Here is a 16,936-nt window from a genome sequence, read left to right on the forward strand (position 1 = left end):
TGCTCGTCCGCTCTTACGGGCACGCTGTGGGCACGCGTCAGGGGCATCGAGCTGCAAGTGGTGCTTGGCGGATCGAGGCGAGTCCGGTGCTCCGTTGTTGGGAGTGACTCGGGGAAGGGCATGGCAACCGCGCAGGGGGTGCTCGGCTGCCATGCGATTCGGGGCGGTCTCCGGGCACGAGTCCGTCAGCAGGTACCGGCGGCGCGGCCGGCTCGGAGCCGTCCCAAGAAGTTGCTGCCGGGCCGAGGCTGGATCACCGTTCGCGGGGGTGTGGCGGATGCGGTGAGACGATCTGTCCTCGTGCCGCGCCGCTTGGGGCACCGGCCTCTTCAGCACAGCTCATGTTAATGCTTGCATTAACATAGAGGTCGTGGCTCAATGGGAAGTGGTCCTTGTCGCCGAGGTCGCGGCATGGTTCGAAGCGCTGTCGGAGGAGGACTGGGACAGCGCCGAGCAGGTGGAAGACGCCATCGACATGCTGGCGGTCACAGGTCCGACGCTGGGTCGTCCGCTGGTCGACCGGATCAAGGGTGCCGACAGTCATCACTTGAAGGAGCTGAGGCCGGGTTCGTCCGGGAACAGCGAGATCCGGATCCTCTTCGCTTTCGATCCAGTGCGACGGGCCGTGCTGCTGGTGGCTGGCGACAAGGCCGGGAACTGGCAGCGTTGGTACGACGTCAACATCCCGATCGCCGAGAAGCGCTACCAGGCGCATGTGACCGATCTTGAGACCAGGGAGTACGAATGAGCACAGTCAGCTGGGAGGAGACCAAGCGCAAGGCGCGTGAGCGGCGCGAGGCCGCTGGACTGCCGGTGCGTTCGGCTCAGGAAAAGCAGGCGTCCATGGACAGGCTGACCGCTGAGGTGCGCGCCCACAGGCTGGCAGAGGTCCGGCGTGAACAGGCGTTGACCCAGCGCCAGGTCGCCGCGTCCATGGGAGTCTCTGCTCCCCGCGTCTCCGCGATCGAGCACGGAGAGCTGGACCGGGCCGAGGTGGCGACGCTCCGGGCTTATGTGGAAGCACTCGGTGGCCGGCTGCGCGTGATCGCAGATTTCGGGGATGCGGAGTACACCGTCGCTTGAGGCGACTGCCATTTACGACGCTCACGTACCCGTTGAGGACCTGGCCGACAACCCTCCGGGTCGACTGTCTCTTGGACGATCTGACGTCCGGCCTCCGGACGGTGAAGAGCGAAAGGAGAGCACCGTCGGCCTTGACGTCACCATCCGGAAGGCTCAGGAACAGGTGGCCCGGATGACCGCCAAGAAGCGTTCTAACGCGAATCTGGCATGCGGCGAATGATCACCATGAACAGCAGAAAGGCCCGGGTCTCTGACCTGGGCCTTCTTCATGGAGCGGGTGACGAGAATCGAACTCGCGCTCTCAGCTTGGGAAGCTGATGTTCTACCATTAAACTACACCCGCGTGATCCGGAGGTCCCGCCCTCGGCGGTGTCCGGATGCACGGTCACTCTACCCCATGTCAGGCCCCCGGTGTTCGAGCCCGGGGGTCTGACGTCGTTTCAGGGGGTGGATGCGGCTGCGGGGGGCAGAAGTTGGGGCGTACGGTGAAGGAGCGGGGTGCCGCCTGGAGGGCTGTTCCTTTGATCCCGTAATGTGGCTTTTGGCGTCAGGGCAGTTGGCCGGACGCGGCCTCTTGGGGAAGGGACTTTTGGACTTGATGGAGCGCACCGTCGTCCGCTGTGCCGATGGGCACGTGTTCACCGCCGCCTCGTTTCCGATGCAGCAGGCCGAGCGACTCGGCCCCGGCCGGCTCCTGCGGTGCCCGCGCTGTGCGCGGCTCCGCAGCGTCGTGCCGGTGAGTCTTCAGAAGCGTTAGCGGCGGTCACAGCGGGGGCGCGCGGGTCGGCCGATTGTGGCCGTTCCGCGCGCCTTGCGTATCCTCGGGCCCGTGCTTCTCTCTGACAAGGACATCCGGGCCGAGATCGACGCCGGACGGGTGCGTATCGATCCCTACGACGACGCCATGGTGCAGCCGTCCAGCATCGACGTACGCCTCGACCGCTACTTCCGGGTGTTCGAGAATCACCGGTACCCCCACATCGACCCCTCCGTCGAGCAGGCGGACCTGACCCGGCTCGTGGAGCCGGAGGGGGACGAACCGTTCATCCTGCACCCCGGTGAGTTCGTGCTGGCCAGTACGTACGAGGTCATCACGCTGCCGGACGACCTCGCCTCGCGGCTGGAGGGGAAGAGCTCGCTGGGGCGGCTCGGGCTGGTGACGCACTCCACCGCCGGGTTCATCGACCCCGGGTTCTCCGGGCACGTGACCCTCGAACTCAGCAACCTCGCGACGCTCCCGATCAAGCTGTGGCCGGGTATGAAGATCGGGCAGTTGTGCATGTTCCGGCTCAGCTCGCCGGCCGAGCACCCGTACGGCAGCGAGCGGTACGGGTCGCGGTATCAGGGGCAGCGGGGGCCGACGGCCTCGCGGTCCTACCTCAACTTCCACCGGACGCGGGTGTGAGCGGCATGCGGGAGAACCTGAGCTACGAGCAGTTCGGGGTGGCCGTGCGCGAGCTCGCGCAGACGATCGCCGACGACGGGTACGAGCCCGATGTGGTGCTGAGCATCGCGCGCGGCGGGGTCTTCGTCGCGGGAGGGCTCGCGTACGCGCTGGACTGCAAGAACATCCACCTGGTGAACGTCGAGTTCTACACCGGGGTGGGGACGACCCTCGAGATGCCGGTCATGCTCGCGCCGGTGCCCAACGCCATCGACTTCACCGACAAGAAGGTGCTGATCGCGGACGACGTCGCCGACACCGGCAAGACGCTCAAGCTCGTGCGCGACTTCTGCCTCGACGCCGTCGCCGAGGTGCGCAGCGCCGTGATCTACGAGAAGACGCAGTCGCTGGTGAAGTGCGAGTACGTCTGGAAGCGCACCGACGAGTGGATCAACTTCCCGTGGTCCGTCCAGGAGCCCGTGGTCAAGCGGGACGGGCAGGTGCTCGACGCCTGAGGGCGGGGAGAAGGAGAAGAAGGGGGCTCCCGGCCGGGAGCCCCCTTCTTCCTTTCTGCGACCGAGGTCCTGAGACCGAGGTCAGAACGTGCCCAGCTTCACGATCGACAGCAGGGCGGCCAGCTGGATCGCCGAGGCGCCCAGGGCCTTCGGCCAGGGGAGCTCGTGGGAGCGGCTGACCATGATCGTGAGGAGGGCGCCGGCCGCCACCCAGGTGGCCCAGCCGAGGATCTGGACGAAGGAGGCGTCGCCGCCGGCGAACATGGCGAAGACCAGGCGGGGCGCGTCCGTGAGGGACATGATCAGCATGGAGAGGCCGACGGTGGGCTGCCAGGCGCCGTTGCCGCCGAGCTGGCGGGCCAGGGTGTGGGTGACCACGCCGAGGATGAAGGCGCTGAGCACCATCGCGACGGCCGTCGTCAGGACGATCGGGATCGCGTTCGAGAGGGTCGCGTTGATCGCGTCCTCGCGGGCGGTGTCGAAGCCGAAGACGGCGAGCAGGCCGTAGAGGAAGCTGACGATGAGGGCGGGGCCCCACATCGTGTAGTCGCGCATCTGGTGGAACGTCTGGGCGGGGGACAGGACGATGCCCTTGAGCAGGTCCTTCCAGCGCAGGCGGGGGCCGACCGGGCCGGGGGGCGGGGCCGTGTCCGGGGGGTAGGCGTCGCCCTGGTGGTAGGGGTCCTCGTTGATCGAGAAGGCCTGGGTGTGGCCGGGGTTGTTGGCCGCGTACGGGTCGTGCGGGGCGCCCTGGGCGCCGTGCGGGTACGCGCCGTCGCCGAAGTACTCCGGCTCGCCGTGGCCGCCATGACCGCCGTGACCGCCGTGACCGCCGTGGCCACCGGGTCCGCCCGGGCCGCGGTTCGCCTGCGGCCAGGGGCCGGCGCCGCCACCGCCGTACGACGGCTGCTGCGGGTACGGCTGCGGCGCCTGCGGGTAGCCGTACGACGGCCCCTGCGGCGTCTGCTGCCCGTGCGGGGGGTGTTGCGGTCGCGCGTGAGGAGCGCCGTTGTTGTTCCGGCCGCGTCCGATCCTGAATCCAGCCACGTCATCGAACGTACCTGGTCCCGGACGGTGACGTACCGGCCCCCGGCGTTCGGGGACGGGTTTGCGGCCGAGCTGTGACATCCCCTAAGGGGGCGTCAGCCGGGTCGTCCGTCCTCCGGAGGGGGCCGGGGCGGTCCGGTCCTACGGAGGACGGAGGCGCGTCGGTGGAGGAAGCCGCCGCCGGACCCGCCCGGGCCGCCGTGGAAGAGCCGAACCGGGCCCGCGGTGGTACGCGGGCCCGGCGGGGAGGGAGAGGTGGCGTCCGTCGTTCAGTCGGCGAAGTTGGAGCCGAAGTACGGTGTGCCCGTCGTGGAGACGCCTGAGGTGCTCGGGGAGACGGAGCGGGCGCCGCTCGCGGTGATCTTCGAGCCGGTGGACGGCAGGTAGGTGATCGCGCCGTTGCCTGCGTTCTCGGCGGAGCCGACGATCAGGTCGGCCCTGCCGTCGCCGGTGACGTCGTCGAGCTTGACGTCCAGGCCGAAGCCGTCGTCGTCCTCGTTGGAGCCCGGGACGCCCGCGGTGTTCTGGGAGAAGGACTGGGCGCCGGAGGCGGTGTTCAGGCCGTTCGCGGTGCCGTAGAGGATCGTGACGGTGCCGGTGTCGACCTCGGTGCCGATGTTCTCGCCGGCGACGCCGACGGCGAGGTCGAGGAAGCCGTCGGCGTTGATGTCGCCGAGGTCGAGCTCGTAGCCGAAGTAGTCGTTGCCCTCGGAGGTGCCGGGGACGTTGCCGGTGTTCTGGGTGATGCCGACGGCGGAGCCGGTGAGCGGGCCGGCGTCCGAGCCGTAGGTGACCCAGACCTTGCCGCCCTTGGCGGAGTCGGGGATCTGGGTGCCGTCCTCGACGGTGGAGTTCCAGTAGGCGCCGCTGACGATGTCGCCGAAGCCGTCGTTGTCGATGTCGCCGATGGCGGTGATCACGCCGGGCTTCAGGGCCGTGGCCGCGGAGACGTCCAGGCCGCTCGCGGTGCCGGGGACGAAGTAGTTCCGGTTCCAGCCGTACGCGGAGGAGGTCTCGTAGCCGTCGACGATCAGGTCGGTCGCGCCGCCGTCGACGTCGCCGGCGGTCAGGTTCACCGGGCCGTCCGCCTCGCTGCCCATGATCGGCGGCTTGATGGTGTAGCGGCCGCCGGACTTGCCCGCGGTGGTGAAGCCGCCCTTGTAGACGTAGAGGGTGGCGTTGTCGCTGCCGACGGCCAGGTCGGCCCTGCCGTCGCCGTCGAAGTCGCCGGCGGCGAGGTTCTTGCCCCACAGGTCGTGGGAGGAGCGGGACGGGTCGGTGACGGTGATGCCCTTGCCGGTGATGCCGGAGGAGGAGCCCCACAGGATGGCGAGGGTGCCGCCGTCCTTGTCGCCTTCGACGTCCTCGTACGGGGAGGAGACGGCGACGTCGTCGTAGCCGTCGCCGTTGAAGTCGGCGTAGGCGTGGTCGTAGCCGAAGTTGTCCCCGGCCTCGGCGGTGCCGGGGACTCCGGTGGAGTTCTGGCTGAGGGTGTGGCGCTTGGCGGAGGACACACCGGTGGACGTGCCGTAGAGGACGACGAACTGGCCGGCGTGGGCCTTGCCGGAGACGTGGGCGCCGTTGGCCGAGGTGGCCACGTCTCCCCGGCCGTCGCCGTTGAAGTCGGCCAGGGCGACGTCGGTGGAGTCGGCGGCCGTCGCGGGTGAGGCGACGAGGGTGAGCAGACCGCCCGTCAGCGCGACGGCGGTGGCCGAGGCGAGGGCGAGTCCCGTGTGTCGGTGCATGCGGGTTCTCCTGCGGCATGCGAGGGATGCCTGGCGGGCATCCGGAGTCGGTGAGGTGCCGGACCGTACGGGTTCGCCGGGAGTTGTCCCGGCGTTCACCGGACGGTCGGCGATCATGAGACCGGTGGCGGCACGTGAAGGTTGTACGTGAGTTCGATGGTTCCCGGGGCGGGGGTTCGGTGGTTCCCGAGGCGGGAGTCCGGTGACCTCTGAGACGGGAGTTCAGTGGTTCCCGGGGCGGGGCCCGGGGGCCTCCGAGACGGGGCCCGGTGACCCCCGAGACGGATGCGGCGTCTCAGTCGGCCAGCGCGCCCCCGAAGAACGGCCGTGCGCCCAGGCCCAGTTCGCCGGGCGTGAGCAGGACCGAGCCCTTGCCGGTCGGGCCGGAGGAGGTGCCGGGCAGCAGGTGGAGGCGTCCGGCCTCGTTGGCGGTGGCGGCCAGTTCGGCGCGGCCGTCGTGGTCGAAGTCCCTCAGCAGCACGGAGGTGCCGAGCCAGGCGTCGTTCTCCTCGGCGGGGTCGCCCTCGATGCCGGTGGTGCCGTAGTCGTACAGGCGGGCGCCCTTCCCGGTGATCCCGCCGGAGCCGCCGCGCAGCACGGTGAGCGCGCCCGTGCGGAACACGTTCGACCCGATCACCTCGCCGGGGACGCCCACCGCCAGGTCGGGGTAGCCGTCGCCGTCGGTGTCGGCGGCCGACACGTCGTAGCCGAAGGAGTCGTCGGACTCGCGCACGCCGGGGACCCCGGAGGTGCTCTGGCTGTACGACTTCGCCGTGCCGAACCCGGTGGAGCCGCCCTTGAGGACGTGGACCGCGCCGCCCTTGCCGGAGCGGGAGACGCCGACGGCGAGGTCGCCGTAGCCGTTCTTGTCGAAGTCGGCGATCACGGCGGCGGAGCCGACCATCTCGGAGGAGGCGGGCAGGCCGGTCTTCTTGGACCGGGCCGGGGTGCCGGAGCCGCCCTTGTAGAACCAGACCCGGTGGCCGCGGGTGTCCACGTCGTAGCCGATCACCGCGAAGTCGGCGGTGCCGTCCTTGGTGACCTTGCCGGAGACGACCAGCAGCGGGTTGATGTCCTCGCCGTCGATGGGGTCCAGGTTGGTGGCCTTGCCGCGGGAGCCGGACTTGGTGAAGGGGCCGCGCAGGAACCAGACGTACTCGTCGTCGACGGCGGTCACGTCCGGGCGGCCGTCGGCGTTGAAGTCGCCGACCGCGACGTCCAGGGCGAAGCTCACCTTCTTGCCCGAGGGGGCGGCGTACGAGCTGCCGCCGGAGATGCCGGTCCTGGAGCCCCAGAGGATGGTGAACATGCCCCGGTTGGAGCCGGCCGCCTCACCCGGGGAGGTGGTGACGATGTCGGCGTACCCGTCCTTGTTCATGTCCGCGGTGGTGATCTTCGCGCCGAAGTGGTCACCGGTCTCCGCCGCGCCCTCGACGCCCGGGCTGTTCTGCGTGATCACGGTTCTCTTCGCCGGGTTCAGCCCTTTCGTGGTACCCCAGACGACGACGACCGCGCCCGCCTGCTTCTTGCCGCCGGCGGTGGCGAGCCGGTCGCCCAGGGCGAGGTCGCGGTGGCCGTCGCCGTTGAAGTCCTCCGCGTACTTGGCGGTCGCCGCGCCGGCCGGGGCGGCGAGGGCGAGCGGGGTCAGGCCCGAGGTGAGGAGGGTGGTGGCGACGAGGAGGGAGGTGCGGGTACGCAAGGGGGAGCTCCATGGGTCCGCGGTGCCGGGTGTGGGTGACGCGTTCGTCAGACGCCCGGTGCGGGCCGAAGGTTGTACGTGGACATGTCGAAGGGGCCGCCCTGTCGGACGGCCCCTCCGGTGGTGTGTCGCGTTACTTCACGGGCTCCGGCTGCGGAGCGTTCTCGCTCTCCTCGTCGCCCGCCGGGTCGGCCGGGGTCTTGACGGACTCCAGCAGGAGCTGGGCGACGTCGACGACCTGGATCGACTCCTTGGCCTTGCCGTCGTTCTTCTTGCCGTTGACCGAGTCGGTCAGCATGACCAGGCAGAACGGGCAGGCGGTGGAGACGATGTCCGGGTTGAGGGAGAGGGCCTCGTCGACGCGCTCGTCGTTGATGCGCTTGCCGATCCGCTCCTCCATCCACATCCGGGCGCCGCCGGCGCCGCAGCAGAAGCCGCGCTCCTTGTGGCGGTGCATCTCCTCGTTGCGCAGGCCCGGGACCTTGCCGATGATCTCGCGCGGGGGCGTGTAGATCTTGTTGTGGCGGCCCAGGTAGCACGGGTCGTGGTAGGTGATGAGGCCCTCGACGGGGGTGACCGGGATCAGCCTGCCCTCGTCGACCAGGTGCTGGAGCAGCTGGGTGTGGTGGATGACCTCGTAGTCGCCGCCGAGCTGCGGGTACTCGTTGCCGAGGGTGTTGAGGCAGTGCGGGCAGGTGGCGACGATCTTCTTCGCCGACCTGGGCTTGCGGGACTCGTCGGTCACCTTGCCGTCGTCGTCCGTCTCCTCGCCGAAGGCGGCGTTGAGGGACATGACGTTCTCCATGCCGAGCTCCTGGAACAGGGGCTCGTTGCCGAGGCGGCGGGCGGAGTCGCCGGTGCACTTCTCGTCGCCGCCCATGATCGCGAACTTGACGCCCGCGATGTGGAGGAGTTCCGCGAAGGCCTTGGTGGTCTTCTTGGCGCGGTCCTCCAGGGCGCCGGCGCAGCCGACCCAGTACAGGTACTCGACCTCGGAGAGGTCCTCGATGTCCTTGCCGACGACCGGGACCTCGAAGTCGACCTCCTTGGTCCACTCCAGGCGCTGCTTCTTCGCCAGGCCCCAGGGGTTGCCCTTCTTCTCCAGGTTCTTGAGCATCGTGCCCGCCTCGGACGGGAACGCGGACTCGATCATGACCTGGTAGCGGCGCATGTCGACGATGTGGTCGACGTGCTCGATGTCGACGGGGCACTGCTCGACGCAGGCGCCGCAGGTGGTGCAGGACCACAGGACGTCGGGGTCGATGACGCCGCCCGTGGCGAAGCCGCTGTCGGATACAGGCTCGGCGGTGCCGATCAGCGGGCGCTCGGCCTCCGCCAGGGCCGCCGCGGGCACGCCCGCGAGCTGCTCCTCGGACGCCTTCTCCTCGCCCTCCATGGTCTTGCCGCCGCCGGCCAGCAGGTAGGGGGCCTTGGCGTGCGCGTGGTCGCGCAGGGACATGATCAGGAGCTTGGGGGAGAGGGGCTTGCCGGTGTTCCAGGCGGGGCACTGCGACTGGCAGCGGCCGCACTCGGTGCAGGTGGAGAAGTCCAGCAGGCCCTTCCAGGAGAACTGCTCGACCTGGGAGACGCCGAAGACGTCGTCGTCACCGGGGTCGGTGAAGTCGATCGGCTTGCCGCCGGACGTCATCGGCTGGAGGGCGCCCAGGGCGGTCCCGCCGGTGGCCTCGCGCTTGAACCAGATGTTCGGGAAGGCGAGGAAGCGGTGCCAGGCCACGCCCATGTTGGTGTTGAGCGAGACCACGATCATCCAGATGAACGAGGTCCCGATCTTGATCATGGCGACCAGGTAGACCAGGTTCTGCAGCGCGGCGACCGACAGGCCGTCGAAGGCGAGGACCAGCGGGTACGAGGCGAAGTACGACGCCTCGTAGCCGTCCACGTGGTGCAGCGCGCCCTCCAGGCCGCGCAGTACGTAGATGGCCAGGCCGATGGTGAGGATGACGTACTCGACGAAGTACGCCTGGCCCGCCTTGGAGCCCGCGAAGCGGGACTTGCGGCCGGGGCGGGAGGGCAGGCTCAGCAGGCGGATGACGATGAGCACGGCGATGCCCAGGACCGTCATCACGCCGATGAACTCGGTGTACATCTCGAACGGCAGGAAGCCGCCGATGACCGGCAGCACCCAGTCGGCCTGGAAGAGCTGGCCGAACGCCTGGGCGAGGGTCGGCGGCAGGGTCAGGAAGCCGACGGCGACGAACCAGTGGGCGATGCCGACGACGCCCCACCGGTTCATGCGGGTGTGGCCGAGGAACTCCCGCACCAGGGTCACACTGCGCTGGTAGGGGTTGTCGGTGCGGGCGCCGGCCGGTACCGGCTGGCCCAGTTTGAAGTACCGGACGAACTGGCCGATCGCGCGTGCGAGCAGCGCGACGCCGACCACGGTCAGGACCAGCGACACGATGATCGCGGCGAGTTGCATGGGGGCTCCTCGGGCCTGCGAGGGGTCTGGAGAGGGATCTTCGGGAGGTCGGTGGGGGCTCCACTACGGCTTCCCCGAAATTACTAAGCGGTAACTTATGTGGTTCGTTCGAGATTACCCCCATCTCCGGTCGCACTGTAGCCGGGTGCGGGGTGATCTGAATCGCTCAGGGTCGCCTGTGGCGGCACCCTCGCGGGCGTCCTGGATGGCGCCCGGGATCCGGTCGTGTTATTCGCGCTAAATCGGTCCATACGCACCTAACTTATATCCGTGCTCTACGGGATCGCCGCCGCCACCATCGCCCTGCTGCTCTCCGCCGTGTTCGCGGAACTGCTGCGGGTCCCCGCCCTGCGCCTGGGGATCCTGGACCGCAGGCGCCGTCTGCCGGTGCCGCTGTCCGGGGGAACGGCCGTCGTGCTCGCGACCGGGCTGGTGGCGGGGATCGGCGACCGGGCGGGGATCGCCCCGCTCGGCACCGGGATCGGGCGGCTGCTGGCCGCCGGGGCCTGGATCGGCGTCCTCGGCCTGGCCGTCGACGTGTGGCGGCTGCGGTGGTGGATCCCGCTCACCGGTACGACCGTGGCGGCGGCGCTCGTCGTGCCGTACGCGGAGACCGGGACGGTGCAGGGGGTGCTCGCCGTGGGGTGGATCGTGGCGGTCACCACCGCGTTCCGGGGGCTCGACCACGCGGACGGGCTGGCCGGCACCGTGGGGGCGGTGACCGCGTTCGGGGTGGCGGTCTGCGCGGCGGTCGAGCTGATGGAGGGGATCGCGGTGCTGCTGGGCGTGCTGGCCGCCGGGCTCGCCGGGTTCCTGCTGCACAACTGGCACCCCGCGCGGGCCGGCCTCGGGGCGGGGGGCTCGCTGTTCACGGGGTTCGTGGTGGCCTCGGCGGCGGTGTTCGTGCGGGCCGGGCAGGGAATTGGGACCGGCGTGGGGGTGTTGTTCGCCCTGACGTCCGTGGCGTGCGCCGACGCCGTCCTGGTGGTCCTCGCGCGGCGGATGTCGCGGTGGCCGCTGACCCGCGGCCGGCCGGACCACCTCGGGCACCGGCTGCGGCGGCTCGGACTCGCGCCCCGCGCGGTGACCGTCCTGCTCGGCTCGGGAGCGCTGGGCGGGGTGCTCGTGGGGGTGGCCGTCCACACCGGGCGGGTGTCCGGGGGCGCGGTGCTGTGGGTGGTGGCGGTGGCCGCGCTGGTCGTCCTCGCGCTCGTGCGCCTTCCCGTCACCCCTGTTTTCCACCCGCGTCAACGAACCGCCGAGGCATCGCCGCAGGTCATGGAGCGGTTGCGTGTAAGGAACGGATAAGAGTTGAGTCTGTTCGACTCAGCTCTGTTGACCCGGCGCCGGGTGTCATGCATGCTTGAGTCCGTTCCACTCAAGTCAGCTGGAGGAATCGAAATGGCACGTGCGGTCGGCATCGACCTGGGCACGACTAACTCCGTCGTCAGCGTTCTGGAGGGCGGCGAGCCCACCGTCATCACCAACGCCGAGGGCGCCAGGACCACGCCGTCCGTCGTCGCCTTCGCCAAGAACGGTGAGGTGCTGGTCGGCGAGGTGGCCAAGCGCCAGGCGGTCACCAACGTCGACAGGACCATCCGGTCGGTCAAGCGCCACATGGGCACCGACTGGAAGATCGAGCTCGACGGGAAGCCCTTCAACCCGCAGCAGATCAGCGCCTTCGTGCTGCAGAAGCTGAAGCGCGACGCCGAGGCGTACCTGGGCGAGAAGGTCACGGACGCGGTCATCACCGTCCCGGCGTACTTCAACGACGCCGAGCGCCAGGCGACCAAGGAGGCCGGCGAGATCGCCGGTCTGAACGTGCTGCGCATCGTCAACGAGCCGACGGCCGCCGCCCTGGCGTACGGCCTCGACAAGGACGACCAGACCATCCTCGTCTTCGACCTCGGTGGCGGTACCTTCGACGTCTCCCTGCTGGAGATCGGTGACGGTGTCGTCGAGGTGAAGGCCACCAACGGTGACAACAACCTCGGTGGTGACGACTGGGACCAGCGCGTCGTCGACTACCTGGTCAAGCAGTTCCAGTCGGGCCACGGCGTGGACCTCGGCAAGGACAAGATGGCGCTGCAGCGCCTGCGCGAGGCCGCCGAGAAGGCGAAGATCGAGCTGTCCTCGTCCACCGAGACCTCGATCAACCTCCCCTACATCACCGCGTCCGCCGAGGGCCCCCTGCACCTCGACGAGAAGCTGACCCGCGCCCAGTTCCAGCAGCTGACCGCGGACCTGCTCGAGCGCTGCAAGACGCCGTTCCACAACGTCATCAAGGACGCCGGCATCCAGCTGTCCGAGATCGACCACGTCGTCCTCGTCGGCGGCTCCACCCGCATGCCCGCCGTCGCCGAGCTCGTCAAGGAGATGACCGGCGGCAAGGAGGCCAACAAGGGCGTCAACCCGGACGAGGTCGTCTCGATCGGTGCCGCGCTCCAGGCCGGTGTCCTCAAGGGCGAGGTCAAGGACGTCCTGCTGCTCGACGTCACCCCGCTGTCCCTCGGCATCGAGACCAAGGGCGGCATCATGACCAAGCTGATCGAGCGCAACACCACGATCCCGACGAAGCGCTCCGAGATCTTCACCACGGCCGAGGACAACCAGCCGTCGGTGCAGATCCAGGTCTACCAGGGCGAGCGCGAGATCGCCGCGTACAACAAGAAGCTCGGCATGTTCGAGCTGACCGGTCTGCCCCCGGCGCCGCGCGGCGTCCCGCAGATCGAGGTCTCCTTCGACATCGACGCCAACGGCATCATGCACGTGACCGCGAAGGACCTGGGCACGGGCAAGGAGCAGAAGATGACCGTCACCGGCGGCTCCTCGCTGCCGAAGGACGAGGTCGACCGGATGCGCCAGGAGGCCGAGAAGTACGCGGAGGAGGACCACGCCCGCCGCGAGGCCGCCGAGTCCCGCAACCAGGGCGAGCAGCTCGTCTACCAGACCGAGAAGTTCCTCGCCGACAACGCGGACAAGGTTCCCGGTGACGTCAAGACCGAGGTCGAGACGGCCGTCGCCGAGCTGAAGGAGAAGCTCAAGGGCGACGACTCCGCCGAGATCCGCACCGCCACGGAGAAGGTCGCCGCCGTCTCCCAGAAGCTGGGCCAGGCCATGTACGCCGACGCCCAGGCCGGGCAGGCCGCCGGCGCCTCCGCCGGTGCCGGTGGGGCCAAGGCCGACGACGACGTCGTCGACGCCGAGATCGTCGACGAGGACCGCAAGGACGGTGCGGCGTGACCGAGGAGACCCCGGGCTTCGACGAGCAGTCGCAGCAGCCCGACGTCCCCTCCGACGAAGCCGAGCCGAAGGCCGCCGCCCAGCCCTCCGCGGAGGAGGCGGCGGCCCCGGCCGGGGACACGGGCCAGGAAGCGGCCCTGGTGGCCCAGCTGGACCAGGCGCGCACGGCGCTCAACGAGCGCACGGCCGACCTCCAGCGCCTCCAGGCCGAGTTCCAGAACTACCGGCGCCGGGTCGAGCGCGACCGGATCGCCGTGAAGGAGATCGCCGTGGCGAACCTCCTGAGCGAGCTGCTCCCCGTGCTCGACGACGTCGGCCGCGCGCGGGAACACGGCGAGCTGGTCGGCGGCTTCAAGTCCGTCGCGGAGTCGCTGGAGACCGTCATCGCCAAGATGGGCCTCCAGCAGTTCGGCAAGGAGGGCGAGCCCTTCGACCCGACGATCCACGAGGCGCTGATGCACAGCTACGCGCCGGACGTCACCGAGACGACGTGCGTGGCGATCCTGCAGCCGGGGTATCGCATCGGCGAGCGCACCATCCGCCCCGCGCGGGTGGCCGTCGCCGAGCCGCAGCCCGGCGCGCAGACGGTCAAGGCGGCCGAGGAGAGCGCCGAGGCGCAGGACGGACCGTCGGAGGACAAGGAGAGCGGTGGCCCGGACGAGGGCTGACGTAAGAACTGACGCAGGGAAGGAGGGACGTCGGGGATGAGCACCAAGGACTTCATCGAGAAGGACTTCTACAAGGTCCTCGGCGTCCCCAAGGACGCCACCGAGGCCGAGATCAAGAAGGCGTACCGGAAGCTCGCCCGCGAGTTCCACCCGGACGCCAACAAGGGCAATGCCAAGGCGGAGGAGCGGTTCAAGGAGATCTCCGAGGCGAACGACGTCCTCGGCGACCCCAAGAAGCGCAAGGAGTACGACGAGGCGCGCGCGCTCTTCGGCAACGGCGGCTTCCGTCCGGGGCCGGGCGCGGGCGGCGGCTCCTTCAACTTCGACCTGGGCGACCTCTTCGGGGGTCAGGCCGGCGGGCAGCAGGCGGGCGGCTTCGGCGGCGGCCTCGGTGACGTCTTCGGGGGCCTGTTCAACCGCGGCGGCGCGGGTGCCGGTACGCGCACCCAGCCGCGGCGCGGCCAGGACATCGAGTCCGAGGTGACGCTCAGCTTCACCGAGGCGATCGAGGGCGCGACCGTCCCGCTGCGGATGTCGTCGCAGGCGCCCTGCAAGGCCTGTTCGGGCACCGGCGACAAGAACGGCACGCCGCGCGTGTGCCCGACCTGCGTCGGCACCGGCCAGGTGGCGCGCGGCTCCGGCGGCGGCTTCTCGCTCACCGACCCCTGCCCCGACTGCAAGGGCCGCGGCCTGATCGCGGAGGAGGCCTGCGAGGTCTGCAAGGGCAGCGGCCGGGCCAAGTCCTCGCGGACCATGCAGGTGCGCATCCCCGCGGGCGTCAGCGACGGCCAGCGGATCCGGCTGCGCGGCAAGGGCGCGCCGGGCGAGCGCGGCGGCCCCGCCGGCGATCTGTACGTCGTCGTGCACGTCGGCACCCACCCGGTGTTCGGCCGCAAGGACGACAACCTGACCGTCACGGTGCCGGTGACGTACCCCGAGGCCGTCCTCGGCGGCGAGGTGCGGGTCCCGACGCTGGGCGGTCCGCCGGTCACGCTGAAGCTGCCGCCGGGCACGCCCAACGGGCTCACCATGCGGGCCCGGGGCAAGGGCGCGGTCCGCAAGGACGGCACCCGCGGTGATCTGCTGGTCACCGTGGAGGTGAGTGTTCCCAAGGACGTGTCGGGGAAGGCTCGTGACGCGCTGGAGGCGTATCGCGAGGCGACCGCGGACGACGATCCGCGGGCGGAGCTGTTCCAGGCCGCGAAGGGAGCTTGATCTGCATGGACGGCCGTCGACGCAATCCGTATGAACTGACCCAGGACACCCCGGTCTACGTCATCTCGGTGGCGGCCCAGCTCTCCGGTCTGCACCCGCAGACGCTGCGGCAGTACGACCGGCTGGGTCTCGTGTCGCCGGACCGCACGGCCGGCCGGGGCCGCCGTTACTCGGCCCGTGACATCGAACTGCTCCGCCAGGTGCAGCAGTTGTCGCAGGACGAGGGCATCAACCTGGCCGGAATCAAGCGCATCATCGAACTGGAGAACCAGGTCGCCGCCCTCCAGGCCCGCGTGGCCGAACTGGAGGGCGCCCTCGACGGGGCGGCCGCGGCGATGCGTCAGCGCGAGGCCGCGGTGCACGCCTCGTACCGCCGTGACCTGGTGCCCTACCAGGAGGTGCAGCAGACCAGCGCACTGGTGGTGTGGCGGCCCAAGCGGCAGCAGCAGGACTGAGGCGCGGATGTGAGGCGCCGCGGGAGGCCCGGAGATCGTCTCGATCTCCGGGCCTCCCCGCTTATGCACGCACACGTGTGTGATTATCGTGTAGCTGCGTGTCCAGATGATCCCCGCCGGACGTCCGCGGGTCTCTCACGAGTTCGGCACACCGTGCCGTGTCCATCTCGTTAAGCGGACGACCTTGACGCCGGTGGGGGCTGAAGCGTTGGCTTTTCAGTCACATGGGCCGCAAAGCTGTGCCCACGTCCAAAACGCACCTGAAGTGAGCCCTCGCATGCGTCGTATCGCCATATCCGTGGCCGCCACCTCCATGTCCGTCATGCTCGCCGGATGCGGCGTGCTCAACGCGACGGGAAGCAGCGACGACGCGAGCCCGGGCAAGGGCGACGACATCACCGTCGGGCTGCTGCTCCCGGAGAAGGCCAACACCCGGTACGAGCAGTTCGACTACCCCATTTTCAAGACGAAGGTGGAGTCGCTCACCGACAAGAAGGGCACCGTCGAGTACGCCAACGCCGAGGCGGACGCCGACAAGCAGGCGAGCCAGATGCAGGAGATGATCGACGACCGGGTCGACGTCATCGTGCTGGACGCGGTCGACGCGCACGCCATCGCGGGCAGCGTGCAGAAGGCCAAGGACGCGGGCATCCCCGTCATCGCCTACGACCGTCTCGCCGAGGGCCCGATCGACGCGTACATCTCCTTCGACAACGAGCTGGTCGGCGAGGTGCAGGCCCGTTCCCTGCTGGAGTCGCTCGGGGAACCCGGCATCACCGACAAGATCGTGATGATGAACGGCGCGTCGACCGACCCCAACGCCAAGCAGTTCAAGGCGGGCGCGCTCTCCGAGCTCAAGGGCAAGGTGACGATCGCCAAGTCCTACGACACCAAGGACTGGAAGCCGGAGAACGCCCAGGCCAACATGGCCGAGGCGATCAACGCGATCGGCGCGGGCGACATCAAGGCGGTCTACTCCGCCAACGACGGCATGGCGGGCGGCATCGTCAAGGCGCTGAAGGCCGCCGGCGTGACCGATCTGCCCCCGATCACCGGCCAGGACGCCGACCTCGCGGCGGTGCAGCGGATCCTCGTCGGCGAGCAGTACATGAGCGTGTACAAGTCCTACCCGGACGAGGCCGAGAACGCCGCGGAGATGGCCGTGGCGAAGGTCCAGGGCAAGGACATCCAGTTCGACGCGCTGACCCGCGAGCGGGTGGACAGCCCCACGACCAAGGACATCCCGGCGCAGCTCGTGCCCGTGGTCGCGCTGACCAAGGACAACATCGAGGACACCGTGGTCGCCGACTCGATCTACGACGTCTCGGACATCTGCACCGCTGAGTTCGCCGCGGCCTGCGAGGCGGTCAAGCTGAAGTAGCCGGTCCCCGGCAGCCTCCGTCGATATTCGGCCACCCGCCGGTCCCCTGACCGGCGGCGGG

At 69.7% G+C, this 16,936-nt stretch carries 14 protein-coding genes and 1 tRNA gene; 10 read left to right on the forward strand and 5 right to left on the reverse strand.

Features of this window, described 5'->3' with window-relative positions; translation table 11 throughout:
* Positions 1 to 361: 361 nt before the first annotated feature.
* Complete coding sequence (locus tag ACH5AO_RS19090) at positions 362 to 748, forward strand: type II toxin-antitoxin system RelE/ParE family toxin (protein ID WP_398926335.1); 387 nt, start codon at positions 362 to 364, stop codon at positions 746 to 748.
* Positions 745 to 1,083 carry an XRE family transcriptional regulator gene (locus ACH5AO_RS19095; RefSeq protein ID WP_225627202.1) on the forward strand — a complete coding sequence of 113 codons (339 nt, stop codon included), beginning with the start codon at positions 745 to 747 and terminating at the stop codon, positions 1,081 to 1,083. The genes ACH5AO_RS19090 and ACH5AO_RS19095 overlap by 4 nt, the downstream gene beginning before the upstream one ends.
* Before the next feature lie 269 nt (positions 1,084 to 1,352).
* Here ACH5AO_RS19095 and ACH5AO_RS19100 read toward each other — a convergent pair.
* Positions 1,353 to 1,426: transfer RNA gene (locus ACH5AO_RS19100), tRNA-Gly, on the reverse strand.
* Between the two features lie 486 nt (positions 1,427 to 1,912).
* On the opposite strand from ACH5AO_RS19100, the gene dcd reads away from it, so the two are divergent.
* Together dcd and ACH5AO_RS19110 are read left to right on the forward strand one after the other, a co-directional pair.
* Entirely contained in the window at positions 1,913 to 2,488 is a 576-nt protein-coding gene (gene dcd, locus ACH5AO_RS19105; protein ID WP_398926044.1) for a dCTP deaminase, read from the forward strand.
* On the forward strand, positions 2,485 to 2,982 hold the full coding sequence (locus tag ACH5AO_RS19110; protein ID WP_381231614.1) for a phosphoribosyltransferase: 498 nt from the start codon (positions 2,485 to 2,487) through the stop codon (positions 2,980 to 2,982). The genes dcd and ACH5AO_RS19110 overlap by 4 nt, the downstream gene beginning before the upstream one ends.
* An 81-nt stretch (positions 2,983 to 3,063) precedes the next feature.
* On the opposite strand, the gene ACH5AO_RS19115 is transcribed toward ACH5AO_RS19110, so the two are convergent.
* From ACH5AO_RS19115 to ACH5AO_RS19130, 4 genes are all read right to left on the reverse strand, one after another.
* Complete coding sequence (locus tag ACH5AO_RS19115) at positions 3,064 to 4,110, reverse strand: Yip1 family protein (RefSeq protein WP_398926047.1); 1,047 nt, start codon at positions 4,108 to 4,110, stop codon at positions 3,064 to 3,066.
* A gap of 188 nt (positions 4,111 to 4,298) precedes the next feature.
* Positions 4,299 to 5,774 carry a VCBS repeat-containing protein gene (locus ACH5AO_RS19120; RefSeq protein ID WP_398926049.1) on the reverse strand — a complete coding sequence of 492 codons (1,476 nt, stop codon included), beginning with the start codon at positions 5,772 to 5,774 and terminating at the stop codon, positions 4,299 to 4,301.
* 295 nt (positions 5,775 to 6,069) lie between these two features.
* Entirely contained in the window at positions 6,070 to 7,473 is a 1,404-nt protein-coding gene (locus ACH5AO_RS19125) for an FG-GAP and VCBS repeat-containing protein (protein WP_398926052.1), read from the reverse strand.
* A gap of 133 nt (positions 7,474 to 7,606) precedes the next feature.
* A complete protein-coding gene (locus ACH5AO_RS19130; protein ID WP_398926054.1) occupies positions 7,607 to 9,913 on the reverse strand; it encodes a (Fe-S)-binding protein in 2,307 nt (768 codons plus the stop codon).
* Between the two features lie 270 nt (positions 9,914 to 10,183).
* On the opposite strand from ACH5AO_RS19130, the gene ACH5AO_RS19135 reads away from it, so the two are divergent.
* The 6 genes from ACH5AO_RS19135 (at position 10,184) to ACH5AO_RS19160 (ending at position 16,875) form a co-directional block, all read left to right on the forward strand.
* Positions 10,184 to 11,221 carry an MraY family glycosyltransferase gene (locus tag ACH5AO_RS19135; protein WP_398926056.1) on the forward strand — a complete coding sequence of 346 codons (1,038 nt, stop codon included), beginning with the start codon at positions 10,184 to 10,186 and terminating at the stop codon, positions 11,219 to 11,221.
* 93 nt (positions 11,222 to 11,314) lie between these two features.
* Positions 11,315 to 13,156, forward strand: coding sequence for a molecular chaperone DnaK (gene dnaK, locus ACH5AO_RS19140; protein WP_398926059.1), 1,842 nt, complete (start codon positions 11,315 to 11,317; stop codon positions 13,154 to 13,156).
* Positions 13,153 to 13,824: a nucleotide exchange factor GrpE gene (gene grpE / locus ACH5AO_RS19145; RefSeq protein ID WP_398926061.1), complete on the forward strand. Its 672-nt coding sequence runs from the start codon at positions 13,153 to 13,155 to the stop codon at positions 13,822 to 13,824. Before dnaK ends, grpE begins: the two co-directional genes overlap by 4 nt.
* A gap of 36 nt (positions 13,825 to 13,860) precedes the next feature.
* Positions 13,861 to 15,039 carry a molecular chaperone DnaJ gene (gene dnaJ, locus ACH5AO_RS19150; RefSeq protein ID WP_398926063.1) on the forward strand — a complete coding sequence of 393 codons (1,179 nt, stop codon included), beginning with the start codon at positions 13,861 to 13,863 and terminating at the stop codon, positions 15,037 to 15,039.
* A 5-nt stretch (positions 15,040 to 15,044) separates the two neighbouring features.
* A complete protein-coding gene (locus ACH5AO_RS19155; RefSeq protein WP_398926065.1) occupies positions 15,045 to 15,494 on the forward strand; it encodes a heat shock protein transcriptional repressor HspR in 450 nt (149 codons plus the stop codon).
* Between the two features lie 277 nt (positions 15,495 to 15,771).
* Entirely contained in the window at positions 15,772 to 16,875 is a 1,104-nt protein-coding gene (locus ACH5AO_RS19160; protein ID WP_398926067.1) for a sugar ABC transporter substrate-binding protein, read from the forward strand.
* Positions 16,876 to 16,936 lie beyond the last annotated feature (61 nt).

Source organism: Streptomyces sp. NPDC018964, from assembly GCF_044390325.1.
Classification (GTDB): Bacteria; Actinomycetota; Actinomycetes; order Streptomycetales; family Streptomycetaceae; genus Streptomyces.